This window comes from Hyphomicrobium sp. NDB2Meth4, assembly GCF_900117445.1.
In the GTDB taxonomy this organism is placed as follows: Bacteria; Pseudomonadota; Alphaproteobacteria; order Rhizobiales; family Hyphomicrobiaceae; genus Hyphomicrobium_A.
The window spans coordinates 395938-410812 of the sequence record NZ_FPEJ01000013.1; the positions used below are offsets into that span (position 1 = coordinate 395938).

A 14875-nucleotide genomic window follows, 5' to 3' on the forward strand; every position below is an offset into this window, starting at 1 on the left:
TGTCCAGGCGGATATGACGAGGCCGGCGAAAGGAGCCGGTTCTTACGGCCATATTGGGGCACAGGGCGTTGCATAGAAGCCTCGCCCACGGCTCTTCACAGTCAGCGCCGCAAATGCAACGATCCCGCCGCATCCGCCGATTCCTTGAGCGGCGTTGCCAACTTGCCCGGGACAACTGAGCACCGGCACCGTAAACCAAGCCGAATGATGCGCCGTTGGGGGAACTATGGAAACCGACAAGGACGAGCCGCGCCGATCGTTCCTATTTTCGTTCGGCCTGGACCGCATCGGCCTCATCGCGCTCAAAGCGCCGCTTGTTTCGCTCGGCGTCATTATTCTCCTGACGATCCTCGCCGGCATTGGCCTGTCGCGCCTGCAGGTCGATGATTCTCTTTCCGAGCTTTTCCGCACCGACACCGAGGAGTTCCGTCGCTACGAGGAGATCGACCGCCGCTTCCCCTCGAGCGAGTTCGACGTTCTCGTCGTCGTCGAGGGAAAGGATCTTCTCAAGCACAAGGAACTTGAGACCTTCGCCGGCCTGACCACTGAGCTGCAGCTGGTCGACGGGGTCGCCGGTCTCGTCTCCATGCTGTCCGCGCGCGACAAGCCTGACGCCACCGGCTACGCGCCGCCTCTTGTCCCCGATGAACTGCCGCCCGCCGGCCCCGCGTACGACGCGATGCTGGCCGCGCTCAAGTCGAACGACATCGTCAAAGGCAAGTTCCTCTCCGACGATGGCGAGCTTGCGCTGATCGTTATCGCGCTGGATCGAAAGACCGTGCACGAGAAGAGCGCGCGCACCGTCATCGGCGAGATCAATGCCGTTGTCGAGACCGAGCTGGCTGACAGCGGGCTAACCGCCAAGCTCACCGGCGCGCCTGTGATGCAGCTCGAGATCCGCAACGCCGTCGAGCGCGACCGCCTCGTCTACAACGGCCTTGGGTTCGTTGTCGGCATGGGCATCGCCTATATGTTCTTCAGGCGGCTATCGCTCACCATCATTGCCGTTCTCGGACCCGCCATCGCCATCTTCTGGACCCTCGGCGTTCTCGGCGCGCTCGATTTCCGCCTGAACCTCTTCATCAACGTCATCACGCCGTTGATCCTGGTGTCGGGCTTCTCGGATTCGATGCATCTCGTGATGTCGATCCGGCGCGATATCCTGTCCGGCATGGGCCGCATCGAGGCCGCCCGCAACGCCGTTCTCGACGTGGCCCCGGCGTGCCTTCTGACGGCAATGAACCAGGCGATCTCCATCGTCTCGTTCGCCTTCGCAGACTCGGCCCTGATCCGCACCTTCGGCTTTGCCGCACTCATGGCGGTCGGCATCTCCTATACCGCCGTCGCCGTCGTGGTGCCGACCCTCGCTGCCTTGCTCGTCCGTCGCGAGAAGGCGGCAGCCATCGACCCCCACGTGCAGGAGCAGGGCGGCGTCGGCAGGCTGCAGAAGATCACCGATGCGATCGTCCGCACCGTCGCTGCGAATGCCCCCGTCTTCTTCACTCTGGCGCTGATCGCCACTGTTCTCTGCGGCATCGCCTACAGCCAGTTGAAGCCACACTATCGCCTGGCCGATCAGGTGCCCGACAAGGAGCAGGCGCTCGCCGCCACGGGGCGCCTCGATTCTAAGCTCACCGGCGCCAATCCGATGCACGTGATGATCCGCTGGACCGGCAACCAGTCGCTCTACGATCCCGAAACGCTGCAGGCCATCGCCCAGGCCCATGACGTGCTTGAGAAGCGTGCGGGCCTCGGCAACGTCTGGTCGCTGGAAAGCTTGCGCCGCTGGCTCGCCGCCGCCGGTAACGACAGCATCGAGAACGTCAAGCACTACGTCGGCATCCTGCCCGAGCATCTCGTGCGGCGCTTCATTGCCGAGGACGGCAAGGCCGTGCTCGTCACCGCGCGTCTCCCCGACGTCGATGCCAGCGAGATCCTGCCCGTCGTCGACAACCTCGACAAAGAGCTGGAGCCCATCCGCAAGGCCAATCCGGGCTATGAGATCTCGGTCACCGGGCTTCCGGCGATCGCTGCCCGCAACTCGGCCAAGCTGATCTGGGACCTCAACTGGGGTCTCGTCGGTGACATGTTCATCATCTTCATCTTCCTCGGCATCGCGCTGCGTTCGGTGCTGGTGGGTGTCGCCAGCATCATGCCGTCGCTGTTCCCGATCTTCGCCACCGGCGCGATCCTGTGGGCGACAGGAGAGGGGCTGCAGTTCGCATCCATCGTGGCGATCACGGTTGCGTTCTCGCTCGCCATCGACTCCACCATCCACTTCCTCAATCGCTTCCGCCTGGAAGAGGAACGGATCGGCGCCACGCAGGAGACCACCTATGCTGCTCTGATGCGCGCGGCCCACCACATCGGCCCGCCCGTGGTGCTCACCACCATCGTGCTGGCGCTGGGCCTCGGAGTGACGATGTTGTCTCACCTGCCGTCACTGCGCCTCTTCGGCGAGCTGGCGGGCGTGTGCCTCTTCGCATCGCTGATCGGGCAGCTCGTCATTCTGCCGTCGGTGCTGATGGTTGGCCGCAGGCTGTTGCCACGCCGCGCAAAAGCATCCGCCGACGAGGCCGTCCAGAAGGAAGCGCTTGAAACCTAGACCATGCTCGCTTCGGGCTCGATCAGCCCGAAGCGTGAACCGCCGGTCTCACCTACGCCGCGGGTACCAGCCTTGCGATAGCTGGCTCCAGCTCGCGGTAGTGGTCGATGACGACGTCTGGCTCGTAAGCTGACACCGGCGTGTCGGTATAGCCGAAGCTGACGCCGATCACCGGCACGCCAGCAGCCTTCGCCGTCGCAACGTCGACGCCGCTGTCACCGATCATGATGGCGCGCGTCTTGTCACCGCCCACGAGGGAGATTGTGCCGAGCAACGCGTCCGGGTGCGGCTTTGACGCGCTCAGCGTATCGCGTCCTGCAACCGCATCGAAGTAGCGCGACAGATCGAGCGCATCGAGCAGCAGCCGCGACATGCCTTCCATCTTGTTGGTGCACACAGCGAGCTTCACACCCCGCGTCTTGAACTTCTCCAAGAGTGGCACGATGCCCTCGAACGGCCGGCTCGCATCGGCGATGTGCGCCCCGTAGTAGTCGAGATAGAGCGCCAGCAAGTCGGCGTGCTGCGCCTCCGACAAAGCCTCTCCCCTCGGGCCGATCGCCTTCTCGATCATGTGCTTGGCGCCATGCCCGACATAAGGGCGCAGGCTTATCTCATCGACCCGAGGCAGGCCGAGGTGATCGAGAACGTGGTTCGTCGACGCCACGAGATCGGGCGCCGTGTCGACGAGCGTGCCGTCGAGGTCGAACACCAGGGTTAAGTCGCTCATGAGCCCCCAAATCGAACCTTGCAGTGGTCGCGGCCGCGCCGGACGCAGCGCCGCGGTGGGGGTTATGTACCTTGAAACGGTGGGGGGCGCACCTTAGACAAATGCTGCCAGCGCCCCTTTAGTCCGGTGATCGCCATGGAAAAAAGCCTCAACACGCTGCTCAGGACGCAAGCCTACATCGATGGAGCTTGGGTCGGAGAGCCGCGCACGCCCGTCTTCGACAAGGCGACAGGCGAGGAAATCGCCCGCGTTCCAGAGCTTGGCGCCGCCGAAACCAACACCGCTATCGAGGCCGCACACCGCGCGTTTCCCGCCTGGTCGAAGCTCCTCGCCAAAGAGCGCTCCAAGATCATCCGCCGTTGGTATGACCTGATCGTCGAGCACGCCGACGAACTGGCGCTGCTGCTTACCAAGGAGCAGGGCAAGCCGCTCACCGAAGCGCGCGGCGAAATCATCTACGGCGCCAACTTCGTCGAGCTGTTCGCCGAGGAAGCAAAGCGCGTCTACGGCGAGACCATCCCGACGCACAAGGCGGACGCCCGCGTGATCGTCATGCGCCAGCCCATCGGCGTCGTCGGCGCCATCACGCCGTGGAACTTCCCGTCGGCCATGATCACCCGCAAGGTGTCGCCCGCGCTCGCCGCCGGCTGCACGGTCGTGGTGAAGCCGGCCGAGGATACGCCGCTGTCTGCACTCGCCCTGGCCGAGTTGGCACAGCGAGCCGGCATCCCCAAGGGCGTCTTCAACGTCGTCACCGCCAAGGACCCGGTGCCGGTCGGCCGTGCGCTGACCGAGAGCCCGCTCGTGCGCATGATCACGTTCACCGGCTCGACAGAGGTCGGCAAGATCCTCATGGAGCAGGCGGCACGCACCGTGAAGCGTGTCGGCATGGAACTCGGCGGCAATGCGCCGTTCATCGTCTTCGACGATGCCGATCTCGACCGCGCCGTGGCCGGCGCGCTCGCGTCCAAGTTCCGCAACGCCGGCCAGACCTGCGTGTGCGCCAACCGCATCCTCGTCCAGGACGGCGTCTACGATGCCTTCGCCGAAAAGCTCACCGCTGCGGTGAAGCAGCTCAAGGTCGGCCCTGGCACCGAGAAGGGCGTCACTGTCGGCCCGCTCATCAACAAGGCGGCGCTCGAGAAGGTCGAAGAGCACGTCGCCGATGCCCTGTCGCATGGCGCCAAGGCGGTGACCGGCGGCAAGCCGTCGCCGCTCGGCGGCAACTTCTACGAGCCGACCGTGCTCACCGGCGTCACCACCGGGATGAAAGTCTCGCGTGAGGAAACCTTCGGGCCTGTCGCGCCGCTGTTCCGCTTCCACACCGAGGAAGAGGCCATCCGCATGGCCAACGACACCCCGTTCGGCCTCGCCGCCTATTTCTTCACCCGCGACCTCGGGCGCTGCTGGCGCGTTGCCGAGGCGCTGGAATACGGCATCGTTGGCGTCAACGAGGGCATCACCTCGACCGAGATCGCCCCCTTCGGCGGCTGGAAGGAAAGCGGCATCGGCCGCGAGGGCTCGCACCACGGCATCGAGGAATTCCTCGAGATGAAATACACCCTCATGGGCGGCCTCTAGAGGGCCGCTCCGCTATCTCGCTCTTGCGTCCGGCCCGAGGTGCGCGTAACGCAGCGCATCACGGCGGCAAGTTGCGGGAAGAGCGATGACCCAAGACGCACTGAAAGTGGCAGCAGCAGAGCGCGCGCTGACCTTCGTCGAGCCTGGCATGCGGCTCGGCCTCGGCACCGGCTCGACGACGGCGAAGTTCGTCGACGCGCTGGGGCGCAAGGTGGCCGCCGGCCTCGACGTCCTTTGCGTCGCGACCTCCGAAGCGACCCAGATGCAGGCCGAGAAGCTCGGCATCCCCATGTCGACCCTCGATGAGACGCCCTTCCTCGACCTCACTGTCGACGGCGCCGATGAACTCGATGGCGAGTTGCGCCTGATCAAGGGCGGCGGCGGCGCCCTGCTGCGCGAGAAGATCGTTGCCACCGCCTCCGGCCGCATGATCGTCATCGCCGACGCCTCCAAGAAGGTCGATACGCTCGGCGCCTTCCCGCTGCCCCTCGAAGTCGTCACCTTCGGCCTCACCGCCACCCGCAACATGATCTCCGCGCTTGCCGCCGACGTCGGCTGCGAAGGTGAGATCAAGGTCCGCATGCAGGCCGACGGCAGCCCGTTCCGCACCGACAGCGGCAACCTCATCCTCGATTGCCACTTCGGTCAGATTGAAGACCCCGAAGAGCTCGACGAGGCGCTGAAGCTCGTGCCCGGTGTCATCGAGAACGGCCTTTTCATCGGCATCGCCGACCTCGCCATCATCGCTGCGCCGGACGGCGTTCTGCTTATCGGCGCCGAGGACGACGACCTTCTCTGAGCAACGCGGCCAAGGGAATTCCCATGCTTGGATGTTCTACCCTTCGCATCATTGCCTGCCTGGCGTTGGTGCTTATCGCGCCACTCGCCCACGCCGAGGATGCCCCAGCTCCAGATCCGGCCCGCATCGCTGCCGCCAAGGAGCTGATGACCGTCACCGGCATGACCAAGCAGATGGACGGCATGATCGCCGTGATGGGCGAGGGCTTCCGCAAAGGCGCGCAAGATAGAGCCGGCTCCGCTGCCGCGAACGCGCTCGGCAGCGAATTCGACAAACACATGCAGCGGATGATGTCATACCGCGACCAGATGCTGGAGGAGTTCGCCACCATCTACGCGCAACGCTTCACCGTCGATGAGTTGCAGGCGGTGATCGACTTCTACAAATCCCCCACCGGCCAGAAGTTCATTGCCGCCACGCCGGAGCTTATGCAGGCCGGCGCCCAGATCGGCATGAAGTACAGCCAGAAGGCCCTGCAAGGGCCCGCATCTCCAGAGAAGTGACGGCACAGGCCGCAGCCGCACGAGCACTGTCATGAGCAAATTCGACTACGACCTGTTCGTCATCGGCGCCGGCTCGGGCGGAGTACGCGCCGCGCGCATCGCCGCCGGATATGGCGCCAAGGTCGCGGTGGCCGAGGAATACCGCGTCGGCGGCACGTGCGTCATCCGCGGCTGCGTCCCCAAGAAGCTGCTCGTCTACGCCAGCCGCTTTGCCGACGATTTCGAGGACGCGCCCGGCTTCGGCTGGACGGTCGGCGAGACCAGCTTCGACTGGGCCGCACTCATCGCCGCCAAGGACAAAGAGCTCTCGCGCCTCGAAGCCGCCTACCGCACCAACCTCGACAGATCGGGCGTCGAGATCATCCCCGAGCACGCCACCGTCGAAGGCCCCAACGCGGTGAAGCTGTCCGGCTCCGGCAAGACGGTCACGGCCGGAAAGATCCTCATCGCCACCGGCGGCACACCCTGGATGGGCGACGACATCCCCGGCCGCGAGCACGTCATCACCTCCAACGAGGCGCTCGAACTCCCCGCGCTCCCCAAAAGCATCATCGTTGCCGGCGGCGGCTACATCGCGGTCGAGTTCGCCGGCATCTTCGCCAATCTCGGCGTCGACACGACGCTCGTTTATCGCGGCGACAAGATCCTGCGCGGCTTCGACGAAGACCTGCGCGACCGCCTCACCGAAGCCTACCTCAAGCGCGGCATCAACATCGTCACCGGCCACATCTTCGACCGCATCGACAAGACCGGCACCGGGCTTGCCGGACATCTCACCAGCGGCCAAACGCTCGAAGCCGAGAAGATCATGTTTGCCATCGGCCGCACGCCGAACACCAGGGGGCTCGGTCTGCAGCAGGCCGGCGTCGAGCTGGGCTGGAACGGTCATGTCGTCGTCGACGAATATTCGAAATCCTCCGTCGACAGCATCTTCGCCGTCGGCGATGTCACCGGACGCACCGCGCTCACCCCGGTCGCCATCCGCGAGGGCCACGCCTTCGCCGACACCGAGTTCGGCGGCAAGCCGCGCATGATCGAGCACACCTTCATTCCAACGGCCGTGTTCTCGACGCCCGAACTCGCCAGCATCGGCCTGCCCGAGCACGAGGCGCAGGAGCGCTGCACCCGGCTCGACGTCTACAAGGCTTCCTTCCGACCCATGCGCGCGACGCTTTCCGGCCGCGACGAGCGCGCCTTCATGAAGCTGCTCGTCGATGGCGACAGCGGCAAGGTCATTGGCTGCCACGTGCTGGGCGAGGGCGCTGCAGAGATCGTTCAAATGGCAACCGTCGCGATCCGCCTCGGCGCCACCAAGGCCGACTTCGACGCCACGATGGCCCTGCATCCAACGATGGCCGAAGAGCTGGTGACGATGCGCGAGAAGTGGATCGCTCCAACCGAAGCCGCCGGCTGAGCCTTACGCGCCGGCCTTCGTCGCGCGTACCACCGCGCCGCCAAGATGCCCGCTCTCGATCGCCGCTAGCAAACCAGCGTACCGCCCGTGCACGTGCTCGTAGGCATCGGCGCCCGCCAGCGCTTCGATTGCCGCGCGCTTCGCCGCGATCCGCTCGACAAGCGCCGCATACCACCGGCGATAGTCGGCACTGATGTCGGCGACGGATTGCAGCCGCCAGCCGCCGTCGCGCAACAGCCCCTCGACCCGGTCGATCTTCAGTGGATGCGGCAGGAATGGACGACCCGCGTCCAAGACCGGCGCCTGCGCATAGCCGCCAAGTTCCACGTAGTCGAACACCATCAGATCGGCACCGGGCTTGGCTCTCCCAGCCAGCGCCCGCAACGCGCCGGCCTGATCGGCAATGGCGTAGAGCACGTTGAACATCACGACCGCATCAAATCCATCGCCCACGTGCGCGCCCACATCATGGATATCGCAGCACACGAACGTGCCGTCCGGAAAGGCGTCGCGCGCATAGTCGATCGACTTCGGCTCGATATCGACCCCGGTCGCGCGACCCCAGCCATGCCGCTGCATGTACGCCGCCGTCCCGCCGCGACCGCACCCGGCATCCAGCAGCCGCCGCGAGGCATCCTTCGGCAGGCTCGCCAGCGCCAGCTCGATGGCTTCCTCCTCACCCGCATGCGCGTAGTCGCCACCGCGCACCAGCGAGAGGATCTGCTTGCCGAGGTAGGAATTCATCGCAAACGCGTCGGCCATCTCGTCGGTCCGGTTGCCGCGGGGAGGGCCGAGCAATGCTCCTCTCACCGGCCCCCGTCAATGCGCGCCTGCAAGGCCGGCGCGCCCGTCTTAGTTGAAAGAAGCCGGTCTGGATGCTAGGTCGCCACTCCTTCTAAGGAGGCGGCAGGCATGGATCGGCTCAAGGACAAAATCGCGCTCGTCACCGGCTCGGCGGCCGGTATCGGGCTCGCCACCGCGCAGCTCTTCGCGGCAGAGGGCGCGCACGTCTACATCACCGACGTCGTTGGTGACGCAGCCGAAAAAGCCGCCGCCGAACTCACCGCCAAGGGGCTCAAGGCCTCCGCCATGACCGTCGATGTCTCACGCGGCCAGGACGTCACCGCGCTGATGCGCGCCATCGAGCAACAGCACCAGAAGCTTGATGTCGTCGTCAACAACGCCGGCATCAACGTGCGCACCGACTTCCGCAACATGTCGGACGCCGATTGGGTCCGCCTGCGCGAGGTGAACCTCGACGGCATGATCCGCATCGCGCGCGATGCCTTCCCGCTGATGAAGGCGGCGGGCAATGCCTCGCTTATCAACCTCGCGTCGATCATGGGCCACCGCGGCATGCGCACGCTCGCCGCATACGGCGCCACCAAGGGCGCTATGTCGGCACTAACGCGCGGCCTCGCTGTCGAATATGCGCCCTTCGGCATCCGCGTGAACGCGCTCGCGCCGGGCTTCATCGAGACCGCGTTGACCGAGCGGGTGCTGCGCATCGAAGCCTTCTCTAAGGCGCTGCTCGACCGCACGCCGATGCGCCGCTTCGGCACGTCGGAGGATGTCGCCAACGCCGCGCTGTTCTTCGCTTCCGATGAAAGCGGCTACATCACCGGCGCCGAACTCGCCATCGACGGCGGCATGCAAGCCGCGCTCTGACCCCCTCTCCCCGCGAGCGGGGAGCGAGAATGAGGCCGCTCAAGTCCCCGCCACGGTCTCCGCGATCAGCATGTCGACGACGCCGATCAGCGCGTCATCGACGCTCGCACCGTCCGCGAGCAGCCTCTGATAGCGCGCCACCTGTCGGTCCGCGCTCGTGCCGCCCGTCGCGATGACGAGCGCGTGCTTCACCTCGCGCTCGCAGCCCAGCACCGCCGCATCTTCCGCGATGAGATCGATCAGCTCGTCGATCAGAACCGCGAACGGCACCAGCGTGCCCTTGCCGAAATCGAACAGGTTCTCGCGCACGCCATAGCGCTGCGCCCGCCAGCGGTTCTCTTCGATCAAAAACGCGGGATACGAGCGCCACTTCTGGTTCGACAGCCGCAGTCGCCATAGCATGCGCAGCGTGCAGGCATAGAGCGCGGCAATCGAGATGGCATCGTCGATGCGCGTGCAGATGTCGGTGACGCGCATCTCCAGCGTCGGGAAGCGGCCGGATGGGCGCAAGTCCCACCAGATCTTCGTCGAGTCCTCGATCACCCCGTTGCGAGTCAGCACGTCGACCGTGCGCTGATACTCCGAAAAGCTCTCGAAGCGCTGCGGCAGCCCGGTGCGCGGCAGCTCGTGAAACACCGCCAGCCGATAGCTCTTCAGCCCCGTGTCCTCGCCCTGCCAGAACGGGGAAGAGGTGGACAGCATCAGCAAGTGGGGCAGGAAGTATCGCACCTGGTTCATCAGGTCGATGCGCAGATCCTCGTCCTCGATTGCAACGTGGACGTGCATGCCGCAGATGGCCAGCCGCCGCCCGATGCCGCCGAAGTCCTTGGCCAGCGACTGGTAACGGGCCTTCGGCGTGGTCTCGAGGCTGGAGCGGTCGGCAAACGGGTGCGTTGATGCAGCGATGGGCGCCATGGCATAGGTGCCCGCGATTTCGGCAATCGTCCGCCTCAGGCCGCCGAGCTCCTCCCGAGCCGCCTTGAAGTCCCGGTTGACGCCCGTCCCCACCTCGATCTGCGAGCGGAAAAACTCCGGCGCCACCTGCTTGCCGAGCGCATCCTCGCAAGCCTTCATCAGGGCCGCCGGCGCTGCGGCAAACCCCCGGCTTTCGAGGTCGACGAGGTGGTATTCCTCCTCGATCCCGAAGGTGAAGGACGGCTCCTTGATGCCCATCGGCGTGGCCCTTGCGTCTATGCAACCCTATGGCGTCGGGAAGGCCGGTTTAGCGCCGTCTGCCCAGGACCGCTGGCCATGCTGGCCGAGGTAGCTTATATGCTGCGACAAATGGCATAATGCTCTTAAATCGATGCGCTTGCGTTACCCGCCGGGCCAATTCCGGCGCCACGCAAGGCGGCGCGGAGTGCTTGGAAATGGCATTGACTTGGTCCCCGGATAGCTGGCGGTCGAAACCGATCGTTCAAGTGCCGGAATATCCTGACAAGGCGGCTCTGGACGAGGTTGAGGCGAAGCTCGCTTCCTTCCCGCCGCTGGTGTTCGCCGGCGAGGCGGACAAGCTGAAGCGTTCGTTGGCCGACGTCGCGGCCGGCAACGCCTTCCTCTTGCAGGGCGGCGACTGCGCCGAAAGCTTTGCCGAGCACAGCGCCAACCACATCCGCGAGCTGTTCCGCGTCTTCCTGCAGATGGCGGTCGTGCTCACCTATGCCGGCGGCCTTCCGGTGGTGAAGGTCGGCCGCGTCGCTGGCCAGTTCGCCAAGCCGCGTTCCTCGCCCACCGAGACGCGCGATGGCGTCGAGCTGCCGAGCTACCGCGGTGACATCATCAACGGCGGCGGCTTCACATCCGAAGAGCGCATCCCCGATCCCAACCGCCAGCTCCAGGCCTATCGCCAGTCGGCGGCGACGCTCAACCTTCTGCGCGCGTTCTCCGAGGGCGGCTACGCCAGCCTCGACAACGTGCTGCGCTGGCTGCTCGACTTCGAGAACAAGAGCCCGTTCGGCAAGAAATACCGCGAGATGGGCGAGCAGATCCAGACGGCGCTGCAGTTCATGCGTTCGTGCGGCATCACCGAGGAAACCGTTCCGGCGCTGGGACGCACCACGTTCTTCACCAGCCACGAGGCGCTGCTGCTCGGCTACGAGCAAGCGCTCGTCCGTCGCGACGAGGCCGGCGGCACGCAGGCGCCCTACGCCACGTCCGGGCACATGCTTTGGATCGGCGACCGCACGCGCCAGCCCGACCACGCGCACGTCGAATTCTGTCGCGGCATCCGCAATCCGATCGGCCTCAAGGTCGGTCCCTCGCTCGATGCCGATGGCTTGCTGCGCCTGATCGACATCCTGAACCCGACCGACGAGCCCGGCCGCCTGACGCTGATCTGCCGCTTCGGCTCCGACAAGGTGGAAAAGCACCTGCCCGCCATCGTCCGCGCCGTGAAGCGCGACGGCCGCGAGGTCGTGTGGTCGTGCGATCCCATGCACGGCAACACCATCAGCGCTGCCAATGGCTTCAAGACGCGTCCGTTCGACCGCATCCTCAAAGAGGTGAACAGCTTCTTCGACGTGCACCGCGCGGAAGGCACCTATGCCGGCGGCATCCACGTCGAGATGACCGGCTCGCCCGTCACCGAGTGCATCGGCGGCGCTGCGGCCAATATCTCCGAGGCCCAGCTCAATGAGCGTTACGACACGCTGTGCGACCCGCGCCTCAACGCCGACCAGGCGCTGGAGCTGGCTTTCCTCATCGCCGAGCGCCTGAAGCGCGACCGCGAGGAAGCCGCGAACTCGCCCGCGCCGATCACCGCGGTCGGTTGAGACTGTCAGGGTCGGGGCAGCGCCTCGACCCCCAGCAGCCACATGATCAGCGGCAGCGTCGCCAGCGACCCGAGCGTCGACATCAAAATGACGGCCGAGGTCACCGCGGCTGGCCGGCGGTAAAGCTCCGCCAGCATGAACGGACCCGTGCCGGTCGGCAGTGCGGCGAGCAGCGTCGCCATCACCGTCAGCCGCGGCGGCACTGAAAGCGCGACCGCGAGTGCCCACGTCAGCGCTGGGTGCACGATGAGCTTGATCCCGGCGACGCCCGCCGCCGTCCAGGCTTCCTTCACTGAGACCGGTCGCGGTCCGGCGAGGAACAGCCCGATCACCACCAGCGCGGCGGGGCTCGCCGCCCCGCCCAGCAGCTTCAGGAATGTCTCCGCAGCGGCGGGGAGAGGCAATCCGCTGAGATTGTAAACGACCCCCAGAACCGGCGCGACGAGTAGCGGATTGCGCGCCAGCGCGCCGCCAACCTTGGCCGCCAGCTTCAGCGGATGTGCCTCATCGTGGCTGCCGACTTCCACCAGCACGATGGCCGAGGCGAACAGCACGCACACCGTGAGGATCGACGCGATCGTCACCGGCACCAGGCCGTCTTGCCCGTACAGCGTCAGGAACAGCGGAAAGCCCATGTACGCCGTGTTGGCGTAAGAGCCGAGCAGGGCATCGATCCCCGCAGATGCAAGCGGGCGCCCCATCGCCAGGCTTACCGCGACGGTGCCGAAGAACACCGCCCCGCAGGCGAGACCGAACGCGGCGACGAACCCCGGCTGCATCAAATCGTGCCACTTCGCGTGCGCCATCACGTCGAACAGCAGGGCAGGCAGCGCCAGATAGACGACGAACTTGTTGAGCTCCGACACGGCGGCAGCGCCGATATGGTCCCCGCGCCTCGCGATGTAGCCGCACAGGATCAGCGCGAAGATCGGCGCAACGATTGTGATGAGCGACAGCACCTGGGCACCCGTCATGCAAGGCGATACTTGGAGCGCATCAGCCGCAGAAGAGGAAGGCTTTCGACGGCATGCTTAGGACCTGACGCCGTGCCGGTCCAGAGCCGCCTCCACCGCGCGGCCGCTTGCCGCTGGACCCCGGAGCCCACCGGCCCTAAATCATGGCTATGAACTCTCCTCAGGCGGAAGCCGTGCCGTCCTCTCTCAAGATCGCGCTCGCGCAAGCAAACCCTACCGTCGGCGACATCGACGGCAACATCGCCAAGCTGCGCGAGCTGCGCGCGCGCGCCGCCACGCTGGGCGCTGACCTCATCGTCTTCCCCGAGCTGTTCATCACTGGCTATCCGCCCGAGGATCTGGTGCTGAAGCCGGCTTTCACCGTCGCCGCTCGCGCAGCCGTCGAAGCGCTCGCCCGCGATCTCGGCCCCGGTCCCGCCGTGCTCACTGGCACCGTCTGGCCCGAGGAGGGACGCGTCTACAACGCAGCGGTGCTGATCGACAACGGCGCCGTCGAGGCCGTCCGCTTCAAGGTCGACCTGCCCAACTACGGCGTGTTCGATGAAAAGCGCGTCTTCGCCGCCGGCGCGCTTCCCGGCCCGGTGAGCTGCCGCGGCGTGCGCATCGGCGTCCCCATCTGCGAGGACGTCTGGGGCACCGAGGTCGTGGAATGCCTCGCCGAGACCGGCGCTGAGATCATCATCTCGCCCAACGGCTCGCCCTTCGATTGGACCAAGCCCGACGTGCGCATGAACATCGCCGTCGCCCGCGTCATCGAAAGCGGCCTGCCGCTCGTCTACCTCAACCAGATCGGCGGCCAGGACGAGCTGGTGTTCGACGGCGCATCGTTCGTAGTCAACGCCGACCGTAGCCTCGCCGTGCAGATGCCGGCCTGGGAGGAGGGGCTCGCGCTCACCGAATGGACGCGCACCGATGAAGGCTGGGTGTGCGCGACGGGCGAACGCGCGGTTCTCGAGCAGGGCGACGCCGCGGCTTATCAGGCCTGCGTGCTCGGCGTGCGCGACTACGTCGACAAGAACGGATTCCCTGGCGTCATCCTCGGCCTTTCCGGCGGCATCGACAGCGCGCTCGTGGCAGCTATCGCCGTCGATGCGCTGGGACCTGCCCGCGTCCGCGCCGTGATGATGCCTTACCGCTATACCTCGGATGCCAGCATCCGCGACGCCGCCGATTGTGCCAAAGCGCTCGGCGTCACCTACCAGACATTGCCCATCGAGGACGCCGTCGCGGGGCTCACCAAAGCGCTCGAGCCAGCGCTCAAAGGCACCAACGCCGACACCACCGAAGAGAACCTGCAGGCCCGCGCACGCGGCATCATTCTCATGGCGCTATCCAACAAGTTCGGCGGCATGGTGCTGACCACCGGCAACAAGTCCGAGATGTCGGTCGGCTATGCCACGCTCTATGGCGACATGAACGGCGGCTACAATCCGGTCAAAGACCTCTACAAGATGGAGGTCTACCGCCTCGCGCGCTGGCGCAACGCGCACGTTCCCAAGGGTGGCAAGGGACCAGCGGGTGAGGTGATTCCGCAGTCCATCATCACCAAAGTGCCGACCGCCGAGCTGCGCCCTAACCAGACCGACCAGGATTCGCTACCCGCCTACGCGGTGCTCGACGATATCCTCTCCTGTCTCGTCGAGAAGGAGATGCCGCTAGCCGACATCATCGCCCGCGGCCATCCCCCCGAAACCGTGAAGCACATCGAGCGGCTGCTCTATCTTGCAGAGTACAAACGCCGGCAGGCGCCTCCGGGCGTGAAGATCTCACCGCGCAACTTCGGTCGCGATCGGCGCTATCCCATCGTCAATAAGTTCCGCGAACCGCTGTAAG

The 14875-nt window shown here is 65.8% G+C and carries 12 protein-coding genes; 8 read left to right on the forward strand and 4 right to left on the reverse strand.

The features are described 5' to 3' along the window. Positions 1-226: 226 nt before the first annotated feature. Positions 227-2605, forward strand: a complete 2379-nt coding sequence (locus tag NDB2M4_RS16830) for an efflux RND transporter permease subunit (RefSeq protein ID WP_072377145.1) — start codon at positions 227-229, stop codon at positions 2603-2605. Positions 2606-2657: 52 nt separating this feature from the next. Here the strand turns inward: NDB2M4_RS16830 and gph are convergent, their stop codons facing one another. Further along, entirely contained in the window at positions 2658-3332 is a 675-nt protein-coding gene (gph, locus tag NDB2M4_RS16835) for a phosphoglycolate phosphatase (RefSeq protein ID WP_072377147.1), read from the reverse strand. A 135-nt stretch (positions 3333-3467) separates the two neighbouring features. On the opposite strand from gph, the gene NDB2M4_RS16840 reads away from it, so the two are divergent. The 4 genes from NDB2M4_RS16840 to gor all read left to right on the forward strand — a co-directional run bounded on the left by NDB2M4_RS16840 (position 3468) and on the right by gor (position 7629). Then, the gene (locus NDB2M4_RS16840; RefSeq protein ID WP_072377149.1) at positions 3468-4913 is read left to right on the forward strand and encodes an NAD-dependent succinate-semialdehyde dehydrogenase; all 1446 of its coding nucleotides are present in this window, start codon (positions 3468-3470) and stop codon (positions 4911-4913) included. An 85-nt stretch (positions 4914-4998) separates the two neighbouring features. Beyond that, complete coding sequence (gene rpiA, locus NDB2M4_RS16845; RefSeq protein ID WP_072377151.1) at positions 4999-5712, forward strand: ribose-5-phosphate isomerase RpiA; 714 nt, start codon at positions 4999-5001, stop codon at positions 5710-5712. 23 nt (positions 5713-5735) lie between these two features. Beyond that, entirely contained in the window at positions 5736-6215 is a 480-nt protein-coding gene (locus NDB2M4_RS16850; RefSeq protein ID WP_072377153.1) for a DUF2059 domain-containing protein, read from the forward strand. Positions 6216-6246: 31 nt separating this feature from the next. After that, positions 6247-7629 (forward strand): glutathione-disulfide reductase, encoded by a 1383-nt coding sequence (gene gor, locus NDB2M4_RS16855; RefSeq protein WP_072377155.1) that lies wholly within the window; start codon positions 6247-6249, stop codon positions 7627-7629. 3 nt (positions 7630-7632) lie between these two features. Here gor and NDB2M4_RS16860 read toward each other — a convergent pair whose 3' ends face one another. Then, positions 7633-8391 carry a class I SAM-dependent methyltransferase gene (locus tag NDB2M4_RS16860; protein WP_072377157.1) on the reverse strand — a complete coding sequence of 253 codons (759 nt, stop codon included), beginning with the start codon at positions 8389-8391 and terminating at the stop codon, positions 7633-7635. 150 nt (positions 8392-8541) lie between these two features. On the opposite strand from NDB2M4_RS16860, the gene NDB2M4_RS16865 reads away from it, so the two are divergent. Next, on the forward strand, positions 8542-9297 hold the full coding sequence (locus tag NDB2M4_RS16865) for an SDR family NAD(P)-dependent oxidoreductase (protein ID WP_072377159.1): 756 nt from the start codon (positions 8542-8544) through the stop codon (positions 9295-9297). A 39-nt stretch (positions 9298-9336) separates the two neighbouring features. On the opposite strand, the gene NDB2M4_RS16870 is transcribed toward NDB2M4_RS16865, so the two are convergent. Next, on the reverse strand, positions 9337-10470 hold the full coding sequence (locus tag NDB2M4_RS16870; protein ID WP_139247353.1) for a carboxylate-amine ligase: 1134 nt from the start codon (positions 10468-10470) through the stop codon (positions 9337-9339). Positions 10471-10667: 197 nt separating this feature from the next. On the opposite strand from NDB2M4_RS16870, the gene NDB2M4_RS16875 reads away from it, so the two are divergent. Continuing rightward, positions 10668-12068: a class II 3-deoxy-7-phosphoheptulonate synthase gene (locus NDB2M4_RS16875; protein ID WP_072377161.1), complete on the forward strand. Its 1401-nt coding sequence runs from the start codon at positions 10668-10670 to the stop codon at positions 12066-12068. A gap of 5 nt (positions 12069-12073) precedes the next feature. Here the strand turns inward: NDB2M4_RS16875 and NDB2M4_RS16880 are convergent, their stop codons facing one another. Then, a complete protein-coding gene (locus tag NDB2M4_RS16880; RefSeq protein WP_348533046.1) occupies positions 12074-13042 on the reverse strand; it encodes an AEC family transporter in 969 nt (322 codons plus the stop codon). A 149-nt stretch (positions 13043-13191) separates the two neighbouring features. On the opposite strand from NDB2M4_RS16880, the gene NDB2M4_RS16885 reads away from it, so the two are divergent. Then, entirely contained in the window at positions 13192-14874 is a 1683-nt protein-coding gene (locus NDB2M4_RS16885; protein ID WP_139247399.1) for an NAD+ synthase, read from the forward strand. Position 14875 lies beyond the last annotated feature (1 nt).

Coding starts and splice junctions, on each gene's coding strand:
- NDB2M4_RS16860 (WP_072377157.1), bottom strand. CDS start 8,391: ATGGCCGACGCGTTTGCGATGAATTCCTACCTCGGCAAGCAGATCCTC.
- NDB2M4_RS16870 (WP_139247353.1), bottom strand. CDS start 10,470: ATGGGCATCAAGGAGCCGTCCTTCACCTTCGGGATCGAGGAGGAATAC.
- NDB2M4_RS16830 (WP_072377145.1), top strand. CDS start 227: ATGGAAACCGACAAGGACGAGCCGCGCCGATCGTTCCTATTTTCGTTC.
- NDB2M4_RS16850 (WP_072377153.1), top strand. CDS start 5,736: ATGCTTGGATGTTCTACCCTTCGCATCATTGCCTGCCTGGCGTTGGTG.
- gph (WP_072377147.1), bottom strand. CDS start 3,332: ATGAGCGACTTAACCCTGGTGTTCGACCTCGACGGCACGCTCGTCGAC.
- NDB2M4_RS16875 (WP_072377161.1), top strand. CDS start 10,668: ATGGCATTGACTTGGTCCCCGGATAGCTGGCGGTCGAAACCGATCGTT.
- NDB2M4_RS16885 (WP_139247399.1), top strand. CDS start 13,192: ATGAACTCTCCTCAGGCGGAAGCCGTGCCGTCCTCTCTCAAGATCGCG.
- rpiA (WP_072377151.1), top strand. CDS start 4,999: ATGACCCAAGACGCACTGAAAGTGGCAGCAGCAGAGCGCGCGCTGACC.
- NDB2M4_RS16880 (WP_348533046.1), bottom strand. CDS start 13,042: ATGACGGGTGCCCAGGTGCTGTCGCTCATCACAATCGTTGCGCCGATC.
- gor (WP_072377155.1), top strand. CDS start 6,247: ATGAGCAAATTCGACTACGACCTGTTCGTCATCGGCGCCGGCTCGGGC.
- NDB2M4_RS16840 (WP_072377149.1), top strand. CDS start 3,468: ATGGAAAAAAGCCTCAACACGCTGCTCAGGACGCAAGCCTACATCGAT.
- NDB2M4_RS16865 (WP_072377159.1), top strand. CDS start 8,542: ATGGATCGGCTCAAGGACAAAATCGCGCTCGTCACCGGCTCGGCGGCC.